Origin of the sequence: Ancylomarina subtilis, from assembly GCF_004217115.1 — a bacterium.
Taxonomy (GTDB): domain Bacteria; phylum Bacteroidota; class Bacteroidia; order Bacteroidales; family Marinifilaceae; genus Ancylomarina; species Ancylomarina subtilis.
On the sequence record NZ_SHKN01000006.1, the window covers coordinates 13,718 to 31,288 of the forward strand.

The following is a 17,571-nucleotide window of genomic DNA, read 5'->3' on the forward strand; positions in this document are numbered from 1 at the left end:
AATCGAAGGGTTTAAGTATATCTGTTGTAAGATAAGATTGTTTTAATCCAGCTTTAGTACTGCCAGGAAGGCTTTTTGTGGAACTTCCACATTACCGACTTGTTTCATCTTTTTCTTTCCTTTCTTTTGCTTTTCAAGCAGCTTACGTTTACGAGTGATATCACCACCATAACATTTTGCAGTTACATCCTTACGAACGGCTTTAACGGTCTCTCTGGAGATGATTTTAGCACCAATGGCACCTTGAATAGCAATGTCGAATTGCTGACGTGGGATAAGCTCTTTCAGCTTCTCACACATTCTACGTCCAAATGATTGTGCATTGTCAAAGTGAATCAAAGTAGATAGGGCATCAACACCTTCCCCATTTAAAAGGATATCTAATTTAACCAGCTTGGCTGCTTTAAAACCAATTTGGAAATAATCGAATGAGGCGTATCCTTTTGATATACTTTTAAGTTTATCGTAGAAATCGAATACAATTTCACCCAGAGGCATCTCGTAGGTTAATTCGACACGATCACTCGTTAAATATTGTTGATTGGTCATCATACCACGCTTAGATAAGCAAAGGGTCATTAATGAACCAACAAATTCTGATTTTGTAATGATTTGTGCTTTAATATAAGGTTCCTCAATAAAATCAAGCGAGTTAGGATCCGGCATATCCGATGGGTTATGCATCTCGAAAACATCACCTTTTTTAGTATGAGCAATATAGGATACGTTGGGTACGGTTGTAATCACATTCATGCCAAATTCACGGTCCAAACGTTCCTGAATAATCTCCATATGAAGCAGACCAAGGAAACCACAACGGAAACCAAAACCAAGTGCTAATGATGATTCAGGCTCAAATGTAAGCGAAGCATCATTTAGTTTTAATTTTTCCATTGAAGCACGCAAATCTTCGTAGTCTTCACTATCGATTGGATAAACTCCTGCGAAGACCATTGGCTTTACTTCTTCAAAACCATCAATTCCTTCTATACATGGATTCTCCTTATGTGTAATAGTATCACCAACTTTAACTTCGGTAGACGTTTTAATACCAGAAATGATATAACCAACATCACCCGTTTTAAGAACTTTTCTTGGTTCACGTTCAAGTCTTAAGACACCAATTTCATCAGCGTAATAATCTTTTTCAGTATTTAAGAATTTAACGAGATCTCCTTTTTTAATCTCACCATTCATGATTCGAATGTAAGTGATGATACCACGAAATGAGTTAAACTCAGAATCGAAAACCAAGGCCTGAAGCGGCGCTTTAGGATCGCCAACCGGGCAAGGCACTCTATCCACAATGGCTTCAAGAATATCAGGTACACCTTCACCAGTTTTACCTGATGCGGCAAGAATTTCATCCCTATCACAACCAATCAAATCAACAATCTGATCTTTAACTTCTTCAGGATTTGAATTAGGTAAATCGATTTTATTTAGAACAGGGATGATTTCCAAATCATTTTCAATGGCCAAATAAAGGTTCGAGATAGTTTGAGCTTGAATACCTTGAGTTGAATCAACAATCAATAGTGCACCTTCACAGGCTGCAATTGAACGAGAAACTTCGTACGAAAAATCGACATGACCCGGAGTGTCAATTAGATTCAATACATATTTTTCGCCATCCTTGCCTGTATAGTCCATCTGAATGGCGTGACTTTTAATGGTAATACCACGTTCACGTTCCAAATCCATATCATCAAGTACCTGAGCTTGTCTCTGACGTTCACCAACAGTTTCTGTTTCCTGTAATAAACGGTCGGCTAATGTACTCTTGCCGTGATCGATATGTGCTATTATACAAAAATTACGAATATTCTTCATTTTCAAAAATCAAATTAGATAATGCTTGAGACTCCTTGCGTTTTTACAACTGATTCAACTTCGTTTACGGAGCATCTTAATCAATCAACAAAGATATTCAATTCCTTGGATTAGGCAATATATCTAATGTTTTAAAAGTCAGGCATATGCTTGGTCGTGTAGCCGCTGATTTTGTTTTTGAAGGGATGTTCTTAAGAATGAGGATTCTATCTTTTGATTTATTTCGATAAATGTTTGTGGTAGAACCTTATTTTTTCGAGTGATGCAGATCTTGCTTTGTTTTTGCCAGGACCGAATAGGGGTATATCTTCAGTCCTGGCAAAAATTGTTTTGTGAGTTTTACTTAAAATTTCTAATGGCTTTTATTAATGCAATAAAACAGATACCTGATCCTAACAATAATAACGCATAAACATAGATGTTGTTTTCTGAGAATAACTGTAATATTCCTCCTGCAGCAATAATGCTGAAACCCCAAACGGAATAAATTTGGGCTTTTTTTAACTTCCTTTCCTTCACTTATCTTTCTTTTTAATCAACATGATATAATTCCTGTCATTCTATTAATTCTCTATAAAGAGGAAAAGTAACCCAAAAAAATGTTGAATTCCTTTAACGTATGAAAGCTGTAGATGAAGCCCCTGAAAAGCTTGATAACTGGCTTCAAATTTTCAAAGAAGGGATCATTTAACATCCGGGTTGAGTTTTTTTGAATAAAAAGGGAGGGTGAATCCAGATTGATGCGGTACATATACAAAAGCAGGAATGAGGAAACATTCCAAGTCAACAAAATGAGTTAAATCCATAAAAATCTATAATCATGAAAAAGTTATTATTTGTTTTTTTACTAGGAATGGGTTTTGCGTTTACATCATGTGATAAAGCGGATGACAATGTGAAACTTATTGGAGAAGATGAAATTGGTATTACCGATGTGGCAGCAGTTGTTGATACAGAAGTTGCAATTGCAAATGTTATGACGGAAGCTGATTATGAAAGTGATATGTTTTCTTTTGTTGAGAGCTCGACAAAAGATGGTGGTTATGAGTATCGCCACAGGAATTATGCTGAGCTTTATTACAGGTGGCGTTGTTATAACAATGATGAGGGGCCTGAGGTAACAGTTGATGAAGGTGAAAATGATGGTTTCCCAAAGACAATTACGATTGACTACGGTGATGGCATTGAACTTAGAAATGGCCGGGTTATCAGTGGGATAATTACCATTGTAATTTCTGCTCCACCAAGAACCGATGGGGCGATGCGTGAAATGACTTATCAAAATTTCATGGTTGATTCAATTGGAATTGAGGGGTACAAAAAGGTTGTATTTACTGGTGAAACAGGTCTGTCGATTAAATTTGAGCATACTTATGATTTGAACTTTACTTTTGCAGATGAAACAGAAGTGTCATGTGTTGGAAATAAAACCAAGGAATGGGTTGAAGGCTTTGATACCAGCTACGATAGGGCAGATGATAAAATTCATATCTCAGGACAAGATGTTTATGTAGACGCTGAGAATAATGAGTTTAAAAAGGAAATTGATGATTATCTTTTACGATTAGGTACTTGTAAATATATCGTAAGTGGAATAGTGGTTTATTCTCAGAATGGAGATGAGTTTGCCCGCGTTGATTTTGGTGATGGAACGTGTGATGATATTGCAGTGAAAACAACAGCTGATGGCGATGAGGAAATTACGTTGGGAAAACATCGACACGGTAGGAAATAATAAATTTGGGGTAAGAGTAGGAATAGTAGTTGGTCTGTTGGCCAATTGCTATTCCAATGTTAAGAAAATAAATTGACTAAAGTTTATTGTAAAAAATAAGCTATTTTTAAGAGAACCATTTTTACGCTGTTTTGAATCAAGATCATTTCAAATATCTTTTCGACACCTATTTCGATGCGATACGAAACTATTTGTATTTTCGATCGGGTGATTCAGACTTGGCAACTGATATTGCACAAGAGTGTTTTATGCGGGTGTGGGAAAAGCGTAAAAGTTTTAAAGATCCTCCAACTAAAGCCTTGCTGTATAAAATAGCGAATGATTTTTTTATTAGTCGATACAGAAAAGATGTTGTTGCTCAAAATTATATTGCAAATGCCAGACAAAATGATCAAATGGAATCGCCGGAAGAAATTTTGCAGTACAAAGAGTTGAGGTGTAAATATGAGTTGGCTTTAAGCCAGTTATCTGAAAAACAGAGAATCGTTTTTTTAATGAGTCGGACAGAAGGCTTTAAATATTCTGAAATTGCAGAGAGATTAAACCTATCAGTAAAAGCTGTTGAAAAACGAATGAAACATGCCCTGCATTTTTTGAAAGAAGCATTGAAAAATGAAAGTATTTATAAGTGAATATTTAATCATCGATACAGACATTCATGAGTTTTGATTTTAAAAATATAGACAACTATTCTGATGACGAGTTTTTAAACTCATTACCAGAGATTGAATTGCCTTATTCAAAATCGAAAGATGAGGTTTGGGCTGAGATGATGACTGAGATTGATAAGACTAAAGCTCCGGTTAATAAAACCAAGCGTTTGTGGGTGGTGTATTCACTTGCTGCAAGTCTGGTGCTTGTACTAGCCAGTGCCGCTTTTATGCGTTTCTATTCTGTAACCCAATATTGTCCAAAGGGTGAGCATATGTCTGTTTTATTACCAGATAAAAGCAGAGTGGAGCTTAATGCCAATTCAAGTTTAAGCTATCATCCTTATTGGTGGCAATTTGCACGAGAGGTGAAATTCGAAGGAGAGGCCTTTTTTAATATCAGTAAAGGAAATCGTTTTGATATCATATCGCGTTATGGTTCCACTCGTATTTTGGGTACAAGTTTTAATATCTATACTCGCAAGAATAATTATAAAGTAACTTGTTTTACCGGAAAAGTTAAGGTCTTTTCAAATTTGACTCAGGATGAAGTGGTTTTGTATCCTAAAGATTACGCCTCGATCAATAGAAATGGTCAAATTGAATTGGAAAAAGGAATCAATGTCAAGGAGAAAACCATGTGGCGAGATCATATCTTTTTCTTTACAGGTACGCCCATTCAACACGTTTTTGAGGAGATTGAATTGCAATACGATATTCGAATTATAAAGAATGGTTTGTCGGATATATCCTATACGGGTAACTTCAAAAAAAGCAATTCAGTAGATGAAATATTGAATTGGGTTTGTTTACCTTTAGGATTAGAATATTCGAAACTTTCATCAAAGAAATTTATTGTTCGTCCAAAACAAACCAAGTGAGATTAAAAATTGTCATTCTACTCTCGTTTGTTTTCGCTATAGGACTCAGCTCGTATTCTCAGGAAATTAAGGTTCAGGCGAAACAAGAAGGCTTAAATCAGGTTTTAATTGATTTAAGAGATAGGTATGCTGTGCAATTCTCTTTTGATGATGAGTTACTCTCTAAATTCATTATTACGACATCCCAAACTTTTCCTAAAGTTGAAGACGCGATAAAATTCCTATTAAAAAACACCTCACTTGCCTATCAGTACACTGATGGTATTTTTCTCATTTATGCAGATACGAGAAAAAAGAAGTACTACCTTAAAGGGCATCTCTACGATATTGAAACCAATGAAAGCTTGCCTTATTCACATCTGTCAATAAATGATATTCCACAGGTTAGCGATATGAGTGGTGGTTTTTCTTTTACATCTGATGAGAATGAAAATTTGCATTTGCAGGCTTCTCATCTGGGCTATTTTATTTTGGATACCGTTTTAAATACCAACCAAAGTCATAAGCTTTTCCTTCAACCTGCTCAAACAGATTTAGCTGAAATATTGGTGTCTGATAAGATGGTTCAGAATTTCATTAAGATTGGGAACGAGGCTGGTAAAATCAGTCTGAATCATAAGATCGTAAATTTTTTGCCTGGTAATGGTGATAATTCCGTGTTTGAGCTTTTGCGAATGCAGCCTGGCATTGCAGCCTCAAATGAACAATCTGATCGTGTGATTATTTGGGGATCTTATGATGGTGAGACTCAGGTTTTATTTGATAAAATTACACTTTGGGGACTGAAGAATTCCTACCAGGATATTGGGGATATTAATCCGCTTATGGTTAAGCATATCGAAGTTGAAAAAGGAGGCTACGATGCACGTTATGATGGGAGAGTTGGTGGTTTTGTTAATATCACGGGTAAGGATGGGAGCAAAATCAAACCTGCCTTTAATTTGATTTTGAGTAATGTTACAGCCAATGCTTCATTTGAATTACCTCTGAGTAAAAAATCATCTTTAATTGCAGCATACCGGCAGACTTATTACAATTTGTATGAAAATGAGTCGGTGGAACCTTTGGGGCTTAATTCCCAAAACAATTCCCGAGGAGCGACAAATTTTAGTTTGGTTCCTGATTATCAATTTAGGGATATGAATTTAAAATATTCCTATTCCGGTGCTAAGGGGAATAGCTTTCAAGTGAGTTTGCTTCGTGGAACGAATGAATATGATTATAGTTTTAATGAGGGGCAGTATAATCATATTAAAAAGAGTAAGAATGAAGATTCAGAACAATTTGGTGCTTCAATTCTATACAATATGCAGTGGCATAAAGGAGGTCGAAGTGAACTATTTCTTACAAGTTCTGGTTTAACATCTTCTTACAATAATTTGGTTGAAGTTTCCAGGCTAAGAAATCAGGTGACTGAAATTCGTCGTAAAGATGATCGGAATACAAATATTGTGGAATACAAAGCCGGATTAAGACATGATTTTAATCTCTCAAAAAAGATTCTTGTTCAAACGGGGATGACCTATTTGTACAATAAAATTGAGTACTCCGAAGATTCTCTTGATGTGAGTACAATGAATTATGATTCGAATTTTGGGAGACTTAGTGGATTTTTCCAGAACAAAATTTTCCTTAACAAAGATCTAACGGCTAAAATAGGAGTAAACTTAAGCTACCCAACTTTAATAAATCAATTGTATGTTGATCCTCGACTATCATTGAGTTACAAGCTTTCTGAGACTGTTTCGGTAAATTCAGCCTGGGGTATTTACAGGCAATTTATGAGCCGCAGCATTATTTTGGATGATGAAGGAAATCGCCGTGAATTTTGGGTTGGAGCAGATAATGAAACCATTCCTGTTTTAAATTCTCAGCATTGGGTTTTTGGAAGCTCTTATCATCAGGATGATTTTACTATGAGTCTGGAAGCGTATCACAAATATACAAAAGGTCACACGCGTTATTTCCGAAATAGAAGAATTGAAGGGATAACAATTGGTAGAAGTCAAACCTATGGGCTCGATTTATATCTAAAAAAGACGATTGATAAGCATGCATTTTGGTTGGCATACACACTTGGCAGAACCGAAGAGAAATTTGAATATGGGAAGGTACAAACGTACCAGAGAGCTCTTCACGATCAAACTCACGAGTTAAAGTTTGCCGGTCTGGTTAATATTGGACGGTTTTATTGTTCTGCTAATTATATATGGGGGTCCGGTTTTCCATCCTATGATGAATTGCAAAACACAATTGTGTCAGAGCAGGATTACAGTCGATTGGATGCTTCTATCATTTATAAAATGAAGCCCCAAAGATTTAAAACAGAGTTTGGGGTGATGTTTCTAAATGTGTTTGATAGAGAAAATCTTAATTATTTCGACTCAGAGCAGGTTAAAATAGGACAGGAAACGATTTTGAGTATAAACGAAAAAACGACTCCTTTTTCGGTGCGTTTATTCTTAAGACTTGGTTTTTGAGATTTTTAAATCTTGAAGAAGCTAAGTGATCGGAGCAGTGTTTTATGCTTCAGAAATAAACTACTAATTCTAACAAAGGGGTGATTCACAATCGTATCTAATATGACCCTACGAAGCGATGTATTCACTTTCCTCACAACTTAGTTTTCTTCAGATTTGGTTACTAGTTAGACAACTAAAACAGAGGGAAAACTGTTCCAGCCGAATTGCATCATTAAATCGTTTTTTCAATTCCTGATATCTCAGTATTTGATTGACTTTTAGCTATTATTTCATCAAGATATAAATTGAAAGAGTCGATTTACTGATATTTTAAATAAGTTATAATATACTGTCAGCAGAGAGCCCCTCGAAACAAGATCTTAGAGTTTTAAGACGTCTGTTGTAGTTGACAGTTTGATGTTCGCTTGTCTGTTTTGATGAGAATTTTAATTCCAATTCTGATCTGAAATCATCCATTTCTTCTTTACTAATCAATTGTTCAATCAATCTTAGTCCTTTATCGATATCCTGATTTAGAATGCCGGATAGTTTGTCTAAGATCATTTTATGAAGAGATTGTTTTTGACTTGTGTTGATTGAATTGGATTCAATCGCATTAGTTAAAACAGGTTTGCCGAATTTTATTACATTTGAACGCATATCCTATGTTGCTTACTGTGTTAATTTGAAAAACGACATGAATGTAGCACATAGCTTAGGCTCTGGAAAATCACTTTTGTGGATTTTTTCCGAAGTTCAAAGTTCGTTTGTGCGATAAATAACTTGTTTATTAGTTAGATACAGAAAAAAAACTACTATGTCTAAGCATCAAATTGAACCCTTATTTCAGCTTATCAAATCGATGACTAAGTCAGAAAAGAGGAATTTTAAACTCTATGCCAATCGGATAGGGAGTGGTAAAGAGAGCAAATTCATACAGGTTTTCGACTCTATAGATAAGATGGAGGTTTATAAGGAAGAACTCATTGTTAAACGGGCAAAGGATATTAAGTTGTCACAACTTCCCAACCTGAAAGCTCATCTTTACAAGCAGTTGTTAACGAGTTTGCGGCTCACACAAGTGAATCACGATATTAGCATTAGTATTCGTGAACAGATTGATCATGCCAAGGTTTTATACAACAAAGGTTTGTATCAACAAAGTCTGCGAATGTTGGAAAAGAGTAAGGCTTTAGCTGAGAAATATGAGCGTAAACTACTTCATCTTGAGATTGTTGAATTCGAGAAGTTGATTGAATCTCAATACATCACTAAGAGTATGGAGACTAGAGCAGATGAGATTACCTCTGAGTCGAAAGGGCTTAATCAGGAGATGGGAGGGACCATTTATTTCTCCAATATGTCCATTCGTTTGTATGCCTTATACCTTAAGGTTGGCTATGCTCGCAACGATAAGGATCTTTTGATGGTGAGTGAGTTTTTTAATGCCAATATCCGATCGGTGGATCTGACGAAATTGAGTTTCTACGAAAAGCTGTATCTCTATCAGTCCTATGTTTGGTATTATCTGATCATTCAGGATTTTCTGATGTGTTACAAGTACGCACAAAAATGGGTCGACTTATTTCAGATGAATCCCGATATGATCACCAGTCAGTGTGATTTGTATCTGAAAGCTTTGAATAATGTTTTGGTCGCTTTATTCTACACCAATCATTTAAGTAAGTTTAAGAAGAATTTAAAAATTCTTAAGAATCTCGAGGCGGTTGAACAGGTTAAGGCAAACTCCAATCTTTGTATTTTGCAGCAGCAGTTTTCCTTCATGCATCAAATTAATCAGTATTTTATGGAGGGGCAGTTTAAAGCCGGGATATCAGTTGTTCCAAAAATTGAGAGCTTTATTGAGGCCAATAAATACAGTTTGGATAAGCATCGAAATCTGGTTTTCTATTACAAAATAGCTTGTCTTTACTTTGGATGTGGCGAATATCGTGAGGCGATTAAATATCTGAATCGGATTATTGATGAGAAAGACACCTCGCTCAGAAGCGATATTCATTGTTTTGCCCGTATTTTGAACCTGATTAGCCATTATGAATTGGAGCATACCGATCATTTGGATTATCAAATTAGGTCGACTTATCGGTTCTTGGCAAAGATGGAAGATTTGCAAGAGGTACAAAAATACATCCTTCGTTTTATCCGACGCTTAAGTGTTATTAGCCCAGATCAGTTGAAAGAGGAGTTTATAAAATCGAGGCGAGATTTAATGAAATGGGTAAATGATCCATTTGAAAAGAGAGCTTTCCTTTATCTCGATCTGATTTCGTGGTTGGATTCAAAGATTGAGAAACGCCCTGTGCAGGATGTCATAATGGAAAAAGCAAGAAATAATAAATAAGCGAAAAGCTCTCAGGACAACAATCTGAGAGCTTTTTTTGCATACTTAAACTTATAAATTTTTATTGCTATTGCAATGAGAAATTGATTGGGACTGTGTATTGTACACTTACTGCTTCACCTCTTTGTTTGCCAGGAGTCCATTTAGGCATTGCACTTATAACACGAAGCGCTTCTGCATCTATTGATGGTGATGCTCCTCTTGCGATTTTTACATCTTTAACAGCACCATCTTTATTAACAACAAAGCTGATGTAAACACGGCCTTCAATATTATTTTTCTGTGCTTCAGCAGGGTATTTTACGTTTTGAGCAATCCAGGTTTGCAAGGCTTTATCTCCTCCCGGGAATTGGGGCATGTCTTCGCATATAGCAAAAATTTGCTCTCCATTTACCATTTCTGATTTAATTGTGGTCTGATCCCCTTTTGACATTGTAATAAGGTCTTCTTCAACTGGCTTTTCAGTTTCAGATGTACACTTCAGATTAAGTGTTAAAGCAATCGCTATTGCCGGTATGATAAACAGGAGTCTTAACATTCTGTTTTTTGATGTATTGGTTTTCGTCATCATTATCATTCGTTTTTTAGTAATAGAGCAATTGAAGTTATTGGCCAGGCCCATCACTTCAATACCCATTATTTGGTTTAAAATACTCGCCTGATATTGTCCGATGTCGCAGCCTTGCGCAATAACTCCTTCATCAGCTAATAATTCATGCGTTTGTTTTATAGCACGCTCAAAGAGCCAGACAAAGGGATTAAACCACAAAATAATGCTTGTTAATTCCACCAAAAGCAGATCGATCCAATGCTTTTGTTCCACATGTACTTTTTCGTGTGCTATAATATTTTTAAATGATTCGGTATTAAAATTTTGATTGTTTATTGCAATTTTTCCAAGGAATGAGAAATTTGGCGTATCCTCGTTAACTTTAATTAATTCTTGTCCTTCAAATTCATCTTTTGGATTGTTTTTTATAATCTTTTGGGTTTTGCAGATTCGAACAACGGATCTTAGGATTAAGATGAAACTAATAAAAGCGTAAAATCCGGTGATTAATTGTGTTGTTGAGATGTTTTCTAATAAGGCTGCTGATTCGTTTGCTTTACTGCTTAAATTGATTGCGTTTAGAAGAAGAACAATATTCGAATGATTTGCAGAACCAGCAACTTCAAAATTCATCTTGATAAGCGGTAATATAAAAGCCATTAGAAGAGAAGAGCTTAGATAAAACCGAATCCCTTTATAGAATTTTTCATCTTGTAAAAAGAAATGATAAACCCCATAAAACAAAGCTAAAGCAGCTGATGATTTTAACAGATAGATATACAGGTCGTTCATATCATTTGTTTTTATTGATTTCCTTCTTCGTCATCTCAATCATCTCTTCCAAATCAGAAATACTCAAGTTGTTTTCCTTAGCAAAAAAGGATGCCATTTTTGAAAATGATCCATTAAAATAGTCTTTTAATAAACTCCCCATTTGTTGTCCGGAATATTCCTCTTTTGTAATTTGAGGAAGGAATAAGTGTGTCTTTCCTTGTGCTATTTTAGTTACGAAACCTTTTTTCTCCAGAACCTTTAGAACTGTTGCTACAGTTGTGTAAGCAGGTTTTGGGGTATCAAATCTATCCACAATACTTCTCACGTTGCTTTCTTTCAGATCCCATAATATTTGCATCACCTGTTCTTCGGCTTTCGTCATTTGTTTCATAACGGTACTCTTTATTTAATTGTAATTATAGATTTTGAATTCATTATCTACTACAAACTTAGTAGTATGTGATGAGAATAACAAATTTTCTACTATAAAAATAGTAGTTTCATCTAAAAAAAATCCTCAAAGCATTAGCAGAGAGGATTTTTTAGTGGCATTATATTTTGAACATTACATGATCAGCTTATAGCCTTTACCATGTACGTTAATAATTTCGATGTTTGTCTCCGGTTTAAGATGTTTACGAAGTTTTGTAATGTAAACATCCATGCTTCGTGCATTAAAATAGTTATCGTCGAGCCATATGGTTTTAAGTGCAAAATTACGCTCCAGTACTTCATTGGCATTGTTGCAAAGCAATTTAAGAAGTTCCGATTCTTTGGTAGTGAGCTTAATCGTTTTGTCACCGTCATGTAACAATTGCTTTTTTGAATCGAAAAGGAAGCGACCTAATTTGAATTCTTCCTGCTTATTTTCAGATTTTCCTCCCGCTCTTCTTAGCACAGCCTCAATACGAACCAAAAGTTCTTCCATACTAAATGGTTTGGTCATATAATCATCTGCTCCTAGCTTGAATCCTTCCAAAACATCATCTTTCATCGATTTTGCAGTCAGGAAGATAATTGGAATTTCAGAGTTGATCAAGCGAATATCTTTAGCCAATGTGAAGCCATCACGATGAGGCATCATCACGTCGAAGATACCAATATCAAAAGGGTTTTTTAAAAATGCATCGTATGCCTTATCTCCATCTTCGCATAAGGTCGTGTTGTAGCCTTTAGCTACTAGATATTCTTTAAGCAAAAGGCCGAGATTTGCATCATCTTCAGCCAATAAGACTTTTATTTCTTTTTCCATAATGTCTATTTTTTAAATGGCAGGTATACTTCAAATTTTGTGCCCTTTCCAAGGCTACTCTCAACACTAACGTGTCCACCGTGAGCATCGGCAATTCTTTTTACGTAGGATAGTCCCAGTCCAAAGCCTTTAACATCGTGAACATTTCCAGTGTGTACTCTGTAAAAACGTTCGAAAACCATTCTTTGATCTTCTTTTGATATGCCAATCCCATTATCGGTAATTGAGATTACAATTCCTTTATCCTTATTTCTTGTACTGATGCTTATCTCAGGAGCATCCTTACTGTATTTTATGGCATTGTCAAGTAGGTTCGATATGAGGTTGCCTATATGAACTTCATCCAGCATGACAAGATCCTCTCTGGCATCAAGATGCTGGTAAGTGTTTCCTTTTCTATCTTCAACTCTAATGGTGAAGTTAGGCATTAGATTCTCAATAATCTTATGAACGTTAACAGCTTTTAATTTCAGTTTCAAACGCCCCTCGTTAAAGATAGCCATTTGTAAGACTTTTTCAACCTGATAACTTAATCTTCTACTCTCATCGTTGATGATTTTAGCCATATTATTGATGCTGGTAGCTGTCGTTGTTACTGAGCTATCCCTAAGCATTTGAGAGGCTAACGAGATGGTTGAAATAGGCGTTTTAAACTCATGCGTCATATTATTGATGAAGTCGTTCTTTATTTTGGATAAACGCTTCTGTCTGAATATGATGAAGATTGTGAAGGCACAGCATAAAATCAAGATCATTGATAGAATCAATGAAGGAAATAGCATGGTGTACGACCTCAGAATATATTTATGCAATCCTGGGAAAAAGATGTATAAATAATGTGAGTTTTTGAATAAATCATTGGGAAACAATTGCTTGGAATATTTCTCAAGATGGTTATAGTTAAAATAGTCTTTTGATTTCTTTACAAATAAATTATTATCTGATTTTACAGCGAATTCAAAATCTAATTTAATTCCATTATTTTTTAATTTTTCTTTAATCAGTTTCTGGATTGAATTCAGATCAATTCGTTCTTTCAGAGGCATGTTTGAACGAGCCATATGGGTGGCCATTCGGGATGTCTGAAATTGATTTCCCATAATTGAGTACAGAGACTGAGGGTCCTGCATTTTCTTTATTAACTCATTGAAACTTTTTGAGTTAAGTTCGGTTTCCTTTTTGTAAAGAATTTTATTCTCCTGATAGTAACTGACCTCAGCAGTTGGGTGTTGACCAGGATTCAGAGGTAAATCTATTTTGTATCCGGAACTATAAATTTTCTTCTTTCTGTTGACACCATTTGTCGGTTGATTGCTGCTACTGCCTTCGAGAATACTTTTGGCTTCATCATCCGATTCCAATTCATCAACAACCTCGTCGAGCGCTTTACTTACTGTAAGTATAAACTGGTCTTCCTTAATCTTTGCTGTAGATTGGTAGTATTTGATCTGAATAAAGATCAGACCACATAATGATATCGCTAAAACGATTGTTACTAACCATATGTATTTTTTGCTCATAAATGTAATTCTGACTTTCGGTCCCTTATAGACTGGGATTTAGTGGAAACTAAAAATGAATTTCTTATTGATATTCAATTAAAAATCCTTTCTCATTGATACAAATATATAAAAATACTCATGAGCTAATTCATGCTTAACAATCTTTAACGGAGGATGAAAGCTTAAAAGTATATATGGTTAATAAAATTTCTTGATTTTCGATTGAAAGCCTTTGTTCCTAAGATTAATAAATAAGAATAAGTTGTTTTTTTGCTTAAAATCTAAAAGGGGAATATCCACATGTTTATTATAAATAAACAAGATTTTTCATCGACCCTGTGTTGATTGATAATATGTTATAGGGCATTTTGTCTTATTTTTCACGATTATAATGTTGAATTTAATTTCTAGAGCTTATTTTTGCTCACGAAGATTGAATTTTTGGTATTCATCTTCAAATTTTGGTTAATAGTTAGAAGAAAGGATGGTTGTGGTTACCATCCTTTTTCTTTTTGGTTTCTATCTTTAATTAGATTTATACTTGCTTTATTCCAGCATAAGCAGACTTGCTTAATTAGATGCATTTAAGTCGAATCTCAAATAAATGCCTTTTTCTTCTCTCCATAATAAGAGTTTTATTATGGATTACTGCTTTTAAGTGGTCTGATTAATAGTGATTTCGCTGTGTTTTGTATTTGTGTTTTTTAACCATTTTAAAGAGAAATCTTATCAATCGTTAAATTATATTTGAAGCTTGATATTTTTGATTATTTTTGAGATCTATTCAGGAAATTTAAAAGGTGTTGATAATCAGTTGTGTTTGTGTGATACATCCCTGGAATTGAATGAGTAGATTAGTAATTCGTTTTGGAAAAATACATATCAAATGAAGTATCCTTTTTATTTACTTAGCTTAGTATTTGTTTTTTGTATATCATCCCTGGATGCACAAACATATGAAACAAGTCAGAGTCACGATTCTCTTGATCAGCAAGTTCAGGATACCATTCATATGAAAAAGACGCAGTTCTATAAGGGAGACGTTGAATTTATTGAGAGACTGAGACAGGATGAAGAGGGGCAAGGAAAAGTAAGAATTCTTGAGGATTATCGGATTGATGATCTGCTTAAAATAGATCGAGCTGAAAATTCAGAGTCGCCTGGATTTCAAGGGTATCGAATTCAGGTTTTCTCAGGAGGAGGACGTGATCGGGAGAAGGCATTTTCCATTCGTCAGGATTTGGAAGAACACTTTCCTGGTGAAAGGGTGTATGTGAAATATCAAGCCCCTGATTTTAGAGTGCGTATTGGCAACTTTAGGAATAAATTCGAAGCCATGTACTTGTATAAACAATGTGTGAAATTATATCCTTATTGTTATCTAGTGAAGGATCAAATAAATTTAGTTGATCTTGAGTTGGAACAAAAAAGTGTGACTGACGAAATAGAATAATATTGAACTGCTTGGATGATTCTAAGCGGTTTTTTTTATAAAAAAATTGTAAAGGAAATTGTAATTTTGCCCTTTGCGAGAATTAAGGAAAGTACTAAATAACCATTATAATAAATCGAAATGAGTGATCAACTTAAACACGAGTGCGGAATAGCTTTAGTCCGTTTGCGTAAACCTCTTGAGTATTATCAGGAAAAGTATGGGACTTGGCAGTATGGAATTCAGAAGCTTTGTCTGTTGATGGAGAAGCAGCATAATAGAGGACAAGAAGGAGCAGGAGCCGCAAGTATAAAAATCGATCAACAGCCGGGTACGAAATATATTCATCGCCATCGTTCAAACGGGAATCAACCTATCAAAGATGTATTCGATAGTATTTATGGCGATTTGGCAACAGTAAGAGCAACTAATCCCGAAAAATTTGAAGATGCAAAATGGGCAAAAGAAAACGTTCCTTTTGCAGGTGAAGTTTATTTAGGTCACCTTCGTTACGGAACTTTTGGTCGTAATAGTATCGATTTTGTTCACCCGGTTAAGCGTGAAAATAACTGGCGTTCTCGTAATTTGGTTTTGGCAGGGAATTTCAACCTGACTAATGTTGATGAGTTGTTTAATCTATTGGTATCACTGGGCCAAAGTCCAAGTGACTATACGGATACAGTTACTATTCTTGAAAAGGTTGGTCATTATCTTGATGAAGAAAACCAACTGAAATTCAGACAATATAAAAACGAAGGTTATAGCTCTCAAGCTATTTCTCCTCTTATCGAGGATAATCTCGATGTTCAGAAGGTTTTGGCGAGTGCGTCTCGTGACTGGGATGGTGGTTATGCCATTGCAGGGATGTTCGGACATGGTGATTCATTTGTGATGCGCGATCCATGGGGAATTCGTCCAGCATACTACTATCAGGATGATGAGATTGTGGTGGTTGCTTCGGAACGTCCGGTGATTCAAACTGCTTTAAATGTTAGAGCTAAAGATATTAAAGAAATCGAACCGGGTAATGGTGTTATTATTCGTAAGAATGGTGATGTAGCAGAAGTTCCTGTTCGTGTTCCACAGAAAAGAAGATCTTGTTCATTTGAACGTATTTATTTCTCAAGAGGATCTGATAAAGATATCTATTTAGAGAGAAAAAAGTTAGGCCAGTTATTAACGCCGGCTATCCTTGATAGTATCGATCACGATATTGCGAATTCAGTTTTCTCTTTTATTCCTAATACTGCTGAAACAGCTTTCTATGGAATGATGGAAGGTGTTCGTAATCACTTACAGGAAGATAAAATGCGAAAGATTCACGAACTAAATGGTGAATGGACTGAAGAAAAGCTTCAAGAGATTATTTCCGTTGAGCCTCGTGTTGAGAAAATAGCCGTAAAAGATGTCAAACTCAGAACTTTTATTTCAGGTGATGAGGGGCGTGATGACTTAGTTGGTCATGTTTACGATGTGACTTATGGTATTGTTCGTAACGATGTTGATAACTTGGTTATTATTGACGATTCAATTGTTCGCGGTACAACTCTTAAGAAAAGTATCTTAAGAATCTTAGATCGATTACATCCAAAGAAAATTGTGGTTGTGTCATCGGCACCACAGATTCGTTACCCGGACTGTTATGGTATTGATATGACACGAATGGGGGATTTCTGTGCTTTTAATGCAGCAATTGCTTTGCTAAAAGAGCGAAATATGGAGAATATCATCGATGAGGTTTATCAGAAATGTAAGGCTCAGGAGAACTTGCCTAAGGAGGAGGTGATGAATTATGTGACTGAAATTTACAAACCATTTACTCCTGAAGAAATCTCAGATAAGATATCGGAGCAGTTAACTCCGGATGAAATGCACGCTGAGGTGAAAATTGTATTCCAGTCGGTTGATAACTTACACGCAGCATGTCCTGAAAATAATGGGGATTGGTATTTTACGGGCGACTATCCAACGCCTGGTGGAAACAAGGTTGTGAATACTTCATTCATCAACTATGTTGAAGGAAATACAAAGAGAGCCTATTAAGCTATAAGTTGGTGAATTCTTAAGACGCCACCAATTTTCGAAATTTGATACAAAAAAAAGTCATCCTCGTGGATGACTTTTTTTTTTGCAATTCG

At 35.4% G+C, this 17,571-nt stretch carries 13 protein-coding genes; 7 read left to right on the forward strand and 6 right to left on the reverse strand.

Annotated features, from left to right (window positions below):
* Nucleotides 1–42: 42 nt before the first annotated feature.
* Entirely contained in the window at nt 43–1,833 is a 1,791-nt protein-coding gene (gene lepA, locus EV201_RS15560) for a translation elongation factor 4 (protein ID WP_130308569.1), read from the reverse strand.
* An 820-nt stretch (nt 1,834–2,653) separates the two neighbouring features.
* Here lepA and EV201_RS15565 point away from each other — a divergent pair.
* The 4 genes from EV201_RS15565 (at nt 2,654) to EV201_RS15580 (ending at nt 7,579) form a co-directional block, all read left to right on the forward strand.
* Nucleotides 2,654–3,568: a hypothetical protein gene (locus tag EV201_RS15565; protein ID WP_130308570.1), complete on the forward strand. Its 915-nt coding sequence runs from the start codon at nt 2,654–2,656 to the stop codon at nt 3,566–3,568.
* A 131-nt stretch (nt 3,569–3,699) separates the two neighbouring features.
* Nucleotides 3,700–4,200 (forward strand): RNA polymerase sigma factor, encoded by a 501-nt coding sequence (locus EV201_RS15570; RefSeq protein WP_130308571.1) that lies wholly within the window; start codon nt 3,700–3,702, stop codon nt 4,198–4,200.
* 26 nt (nt 4,201–4,226) lie between these two features.
* Nucleotides 4,227–5,099 carry a FecR family protein gene (locus EV201_RS15575; protein ID WP_130308572.1) on the forward strand — a complete coding sequence of 291 codons (873 nt, stop codon included), beginning with the start codon at nt 4,227–4,229 and terminating at the stop codon, nt 5,097–5,099.
* On the forward strand, nt 5,096–7,579 hold the full coding sequence (locus tag EV201_RS15580; protein WP_130308573.1) for a TonB-dependent receptor: 2,484 nt from the start codon (nt 5,096–5,098) through the stop codon (nt 7,577–7,579). The genes EV201_RS15575 and EV201_RS15580 overlap by 4 nt, the downstream gene beginning before the upstream one ends.
* 321 nt (nt 7,580–7,900) lie before the next feature.
* Here EV201_RS15580 and EV201_RS15585 read toward each other — a convergent pair whose 3' ends face one another.
* On the reverse strand, nt 7,901–8,221 hold the full coding sequence (locus EV201_RS15585) for a hypothetical protein (protein ID WP_130308574.1): 321 nt from the start codon (nt 8,219–8,221) through the stop codon (nt 7,901–7,903).
* A 157-nt stretch (nt 8,222–8,378) separates the two neighbouring features.
* Between EV201_RS15585 and EV201_RS15590 the strand changes: the two genes are divergently transcribed.
* Entirely contained in the window at nt 8,379–9,923 is a 1,545-nt protein-coding gene (locus EV201_RS15590) for a hypothetical protein (RefSeq protein WP_130308575.1), read from the forward strand.
* 67 nt (nt 9,924–9,990) lie between these two features.
* On the opposite strand, the gene EV201_RS16585 is transcribed toward EV201_RS15590, so the two are convergent.
* The 4 genes from EV201_RS16585 to EV201_RS15610 all read right to left on the reverse strand — a co-directional run bounded on the left by EV201_RS16585 (nt 9,991) and on the right by EV201_RS15610 (nt 14,019).
* Nucleotides 9,991–11,265, reverse strand: coding sequence for a M56 family metallopeptidase (locus EV201_RS16585; RefSeq protein WP_130308576.1), 1,275 nt, complete (start codon nt 11,263–11,265; stop codon nt 9,991–9,993).
* Between the two features lies 1 nt (nt 11,266).
* Nucleotides 11,267–11,638, reverse strand: a complete 372-nt coding sequence (locus EV201_RS15600) for a BlaI/MecI/CopY family transcriptional regulator (RefSeq protein WP_130308577.1) — start codon at nt 11,636–11,638, stop codon at nt 11,267–11,269.
* A 174-nt stretch (nt 11,639–11,812) separates the two neighbouring features.
* Complete coding sequence (rprY, locus tag EV201_RS15605) at nt 11,813–12,499, reverse strand: response regulator transcription factor RprY (protein WP_130308578.1); 687 nt, start codon at nt 12,497–12,499, stop codon at nt 11,813–11,815.
* Between the two features lie 5 nt (nt 12,500–12,504).
* Nucleotides 12,505–14,019 (reverse strand): sensor histidine kinase, encoded by a 1,515-nt coding sequence (locus tag EV201_RS15610; protein WP_130308579.1) that lies wholly within the window; start codon nt 14,017–14,019, stop codon nt 12,505–12,507.
* Nucleotides 14,020–14,887: 868 nt separating this feature from the next.
* Here EV201_RS15610 and EV201_RS15615 point away from each other — a divergent pair.
* Together EV201_RS15615 and EV201_RS15620 are read left to right on the forward strand one after the other, a co-directional pair.
* Nucleotides 14,888–15,454: an SPOR domain-containing protein gene (locus EV201_RS15615; RefSeq protein ID WP_130308580.1), complete on the forward strand. Its 567-nt coding sequence runs from the start codon at nt 14,888–14,890 to the stop codon at nt 15,452–15,454.
* A gap of 120 nt (nt 15,455–15,574) precedes the next feature.
* On the forward strand, nt 15,575–17,476 hold the full coding sequence (locus EV201_RS15620; protein WP_130308581.1) for an amidophosphoribosyltransferase: 1,902 nt from the start codon (nt 15,575–15,577) through the stop codon (nt 17,474–17,476).
* Nucleotides 17,477–17,571 lie beyond the last annotated feature (95 nt).

Excerpts from the sequence above, each read along its gene's own strand:
- EV201_RS15565 (WP_130308570.1), top strand. The coding sequence starts at position 2,654 with ATGAAAAAGTTATTATTTGTTTTTTTACTAGGAATGGGTTTTGCGTTT.
- EV201_RS15585 (WP_130308574.1), bottom strand. The coding sequence starts at position 8,221 with ATGCGTTCAAATGTAATAAAATTCGGCAAACCTGTTTTAACTAATGCG.
- EV201_RS15590 (WP_130308575.1), top strand. The coding sequence starts at position 8,379 with ATGTCTAAGCATCAAATTGAACCCTTATTTCAGCTTATCAAATCGATG.
- EV201_RS15600 (WP_130308577.1), bottom strand. The coding sequence starts at position 11,638 with ATGAAACAAATGACGAAAGCCGAAGAACAGGTGATGCAAATATTATGG.
- rprY (WP_130308578.1), bottom strand. The coding sequence starts at position 12,499 with ATGGAAAAAGAAATAAAAGTCTTATTGGCTGAAGATGATGCAAATCTC.
- EV201_RS15620 (WP_130308581.1), top strand. The coding sequence starts at position 15,575 with ATGAGTGATCAACTTAAACACGAGTGCGGAATAGCTTTAGTCCGTTTG.
- EV201_RS15610 (WP_130308579.1), bottom strand. The coding sequence starts at position 14,019 with ATGAGCAAAAAATACATATGGTTAGTAACAATCGTTTTAGCGATATCA.
- EV201_RS15575 (WP_130308572.1), top strand. The coding sequence starts at position 4,227 with ATGAGTTTTGATTTTAAAAATATAGACAACTATTCTGATGACGAGTTT.
- EV201_RS16585 (WP_130308576.1), bottom strand. The coding sequence starts at position 11,265 with ATGAACGACCTGTATATCTATCTGTTAAAATCATCAGCTGCTTTAGCT.
- lepA (WP_130308569.1), bottom strand. The coding sequence starts at position 1,833 with ATGAAGAATATTCGTAATTTTTGTATAATAGCACATATCGATCACGGC.
- EV201_RS15615 (WP_130308580.1), top strand. The coding sequence starts at position 14,888 with ATGAAGTATCCTTTTTATTTACTTAGCTTAGTATTTGTTTTTTGTATA.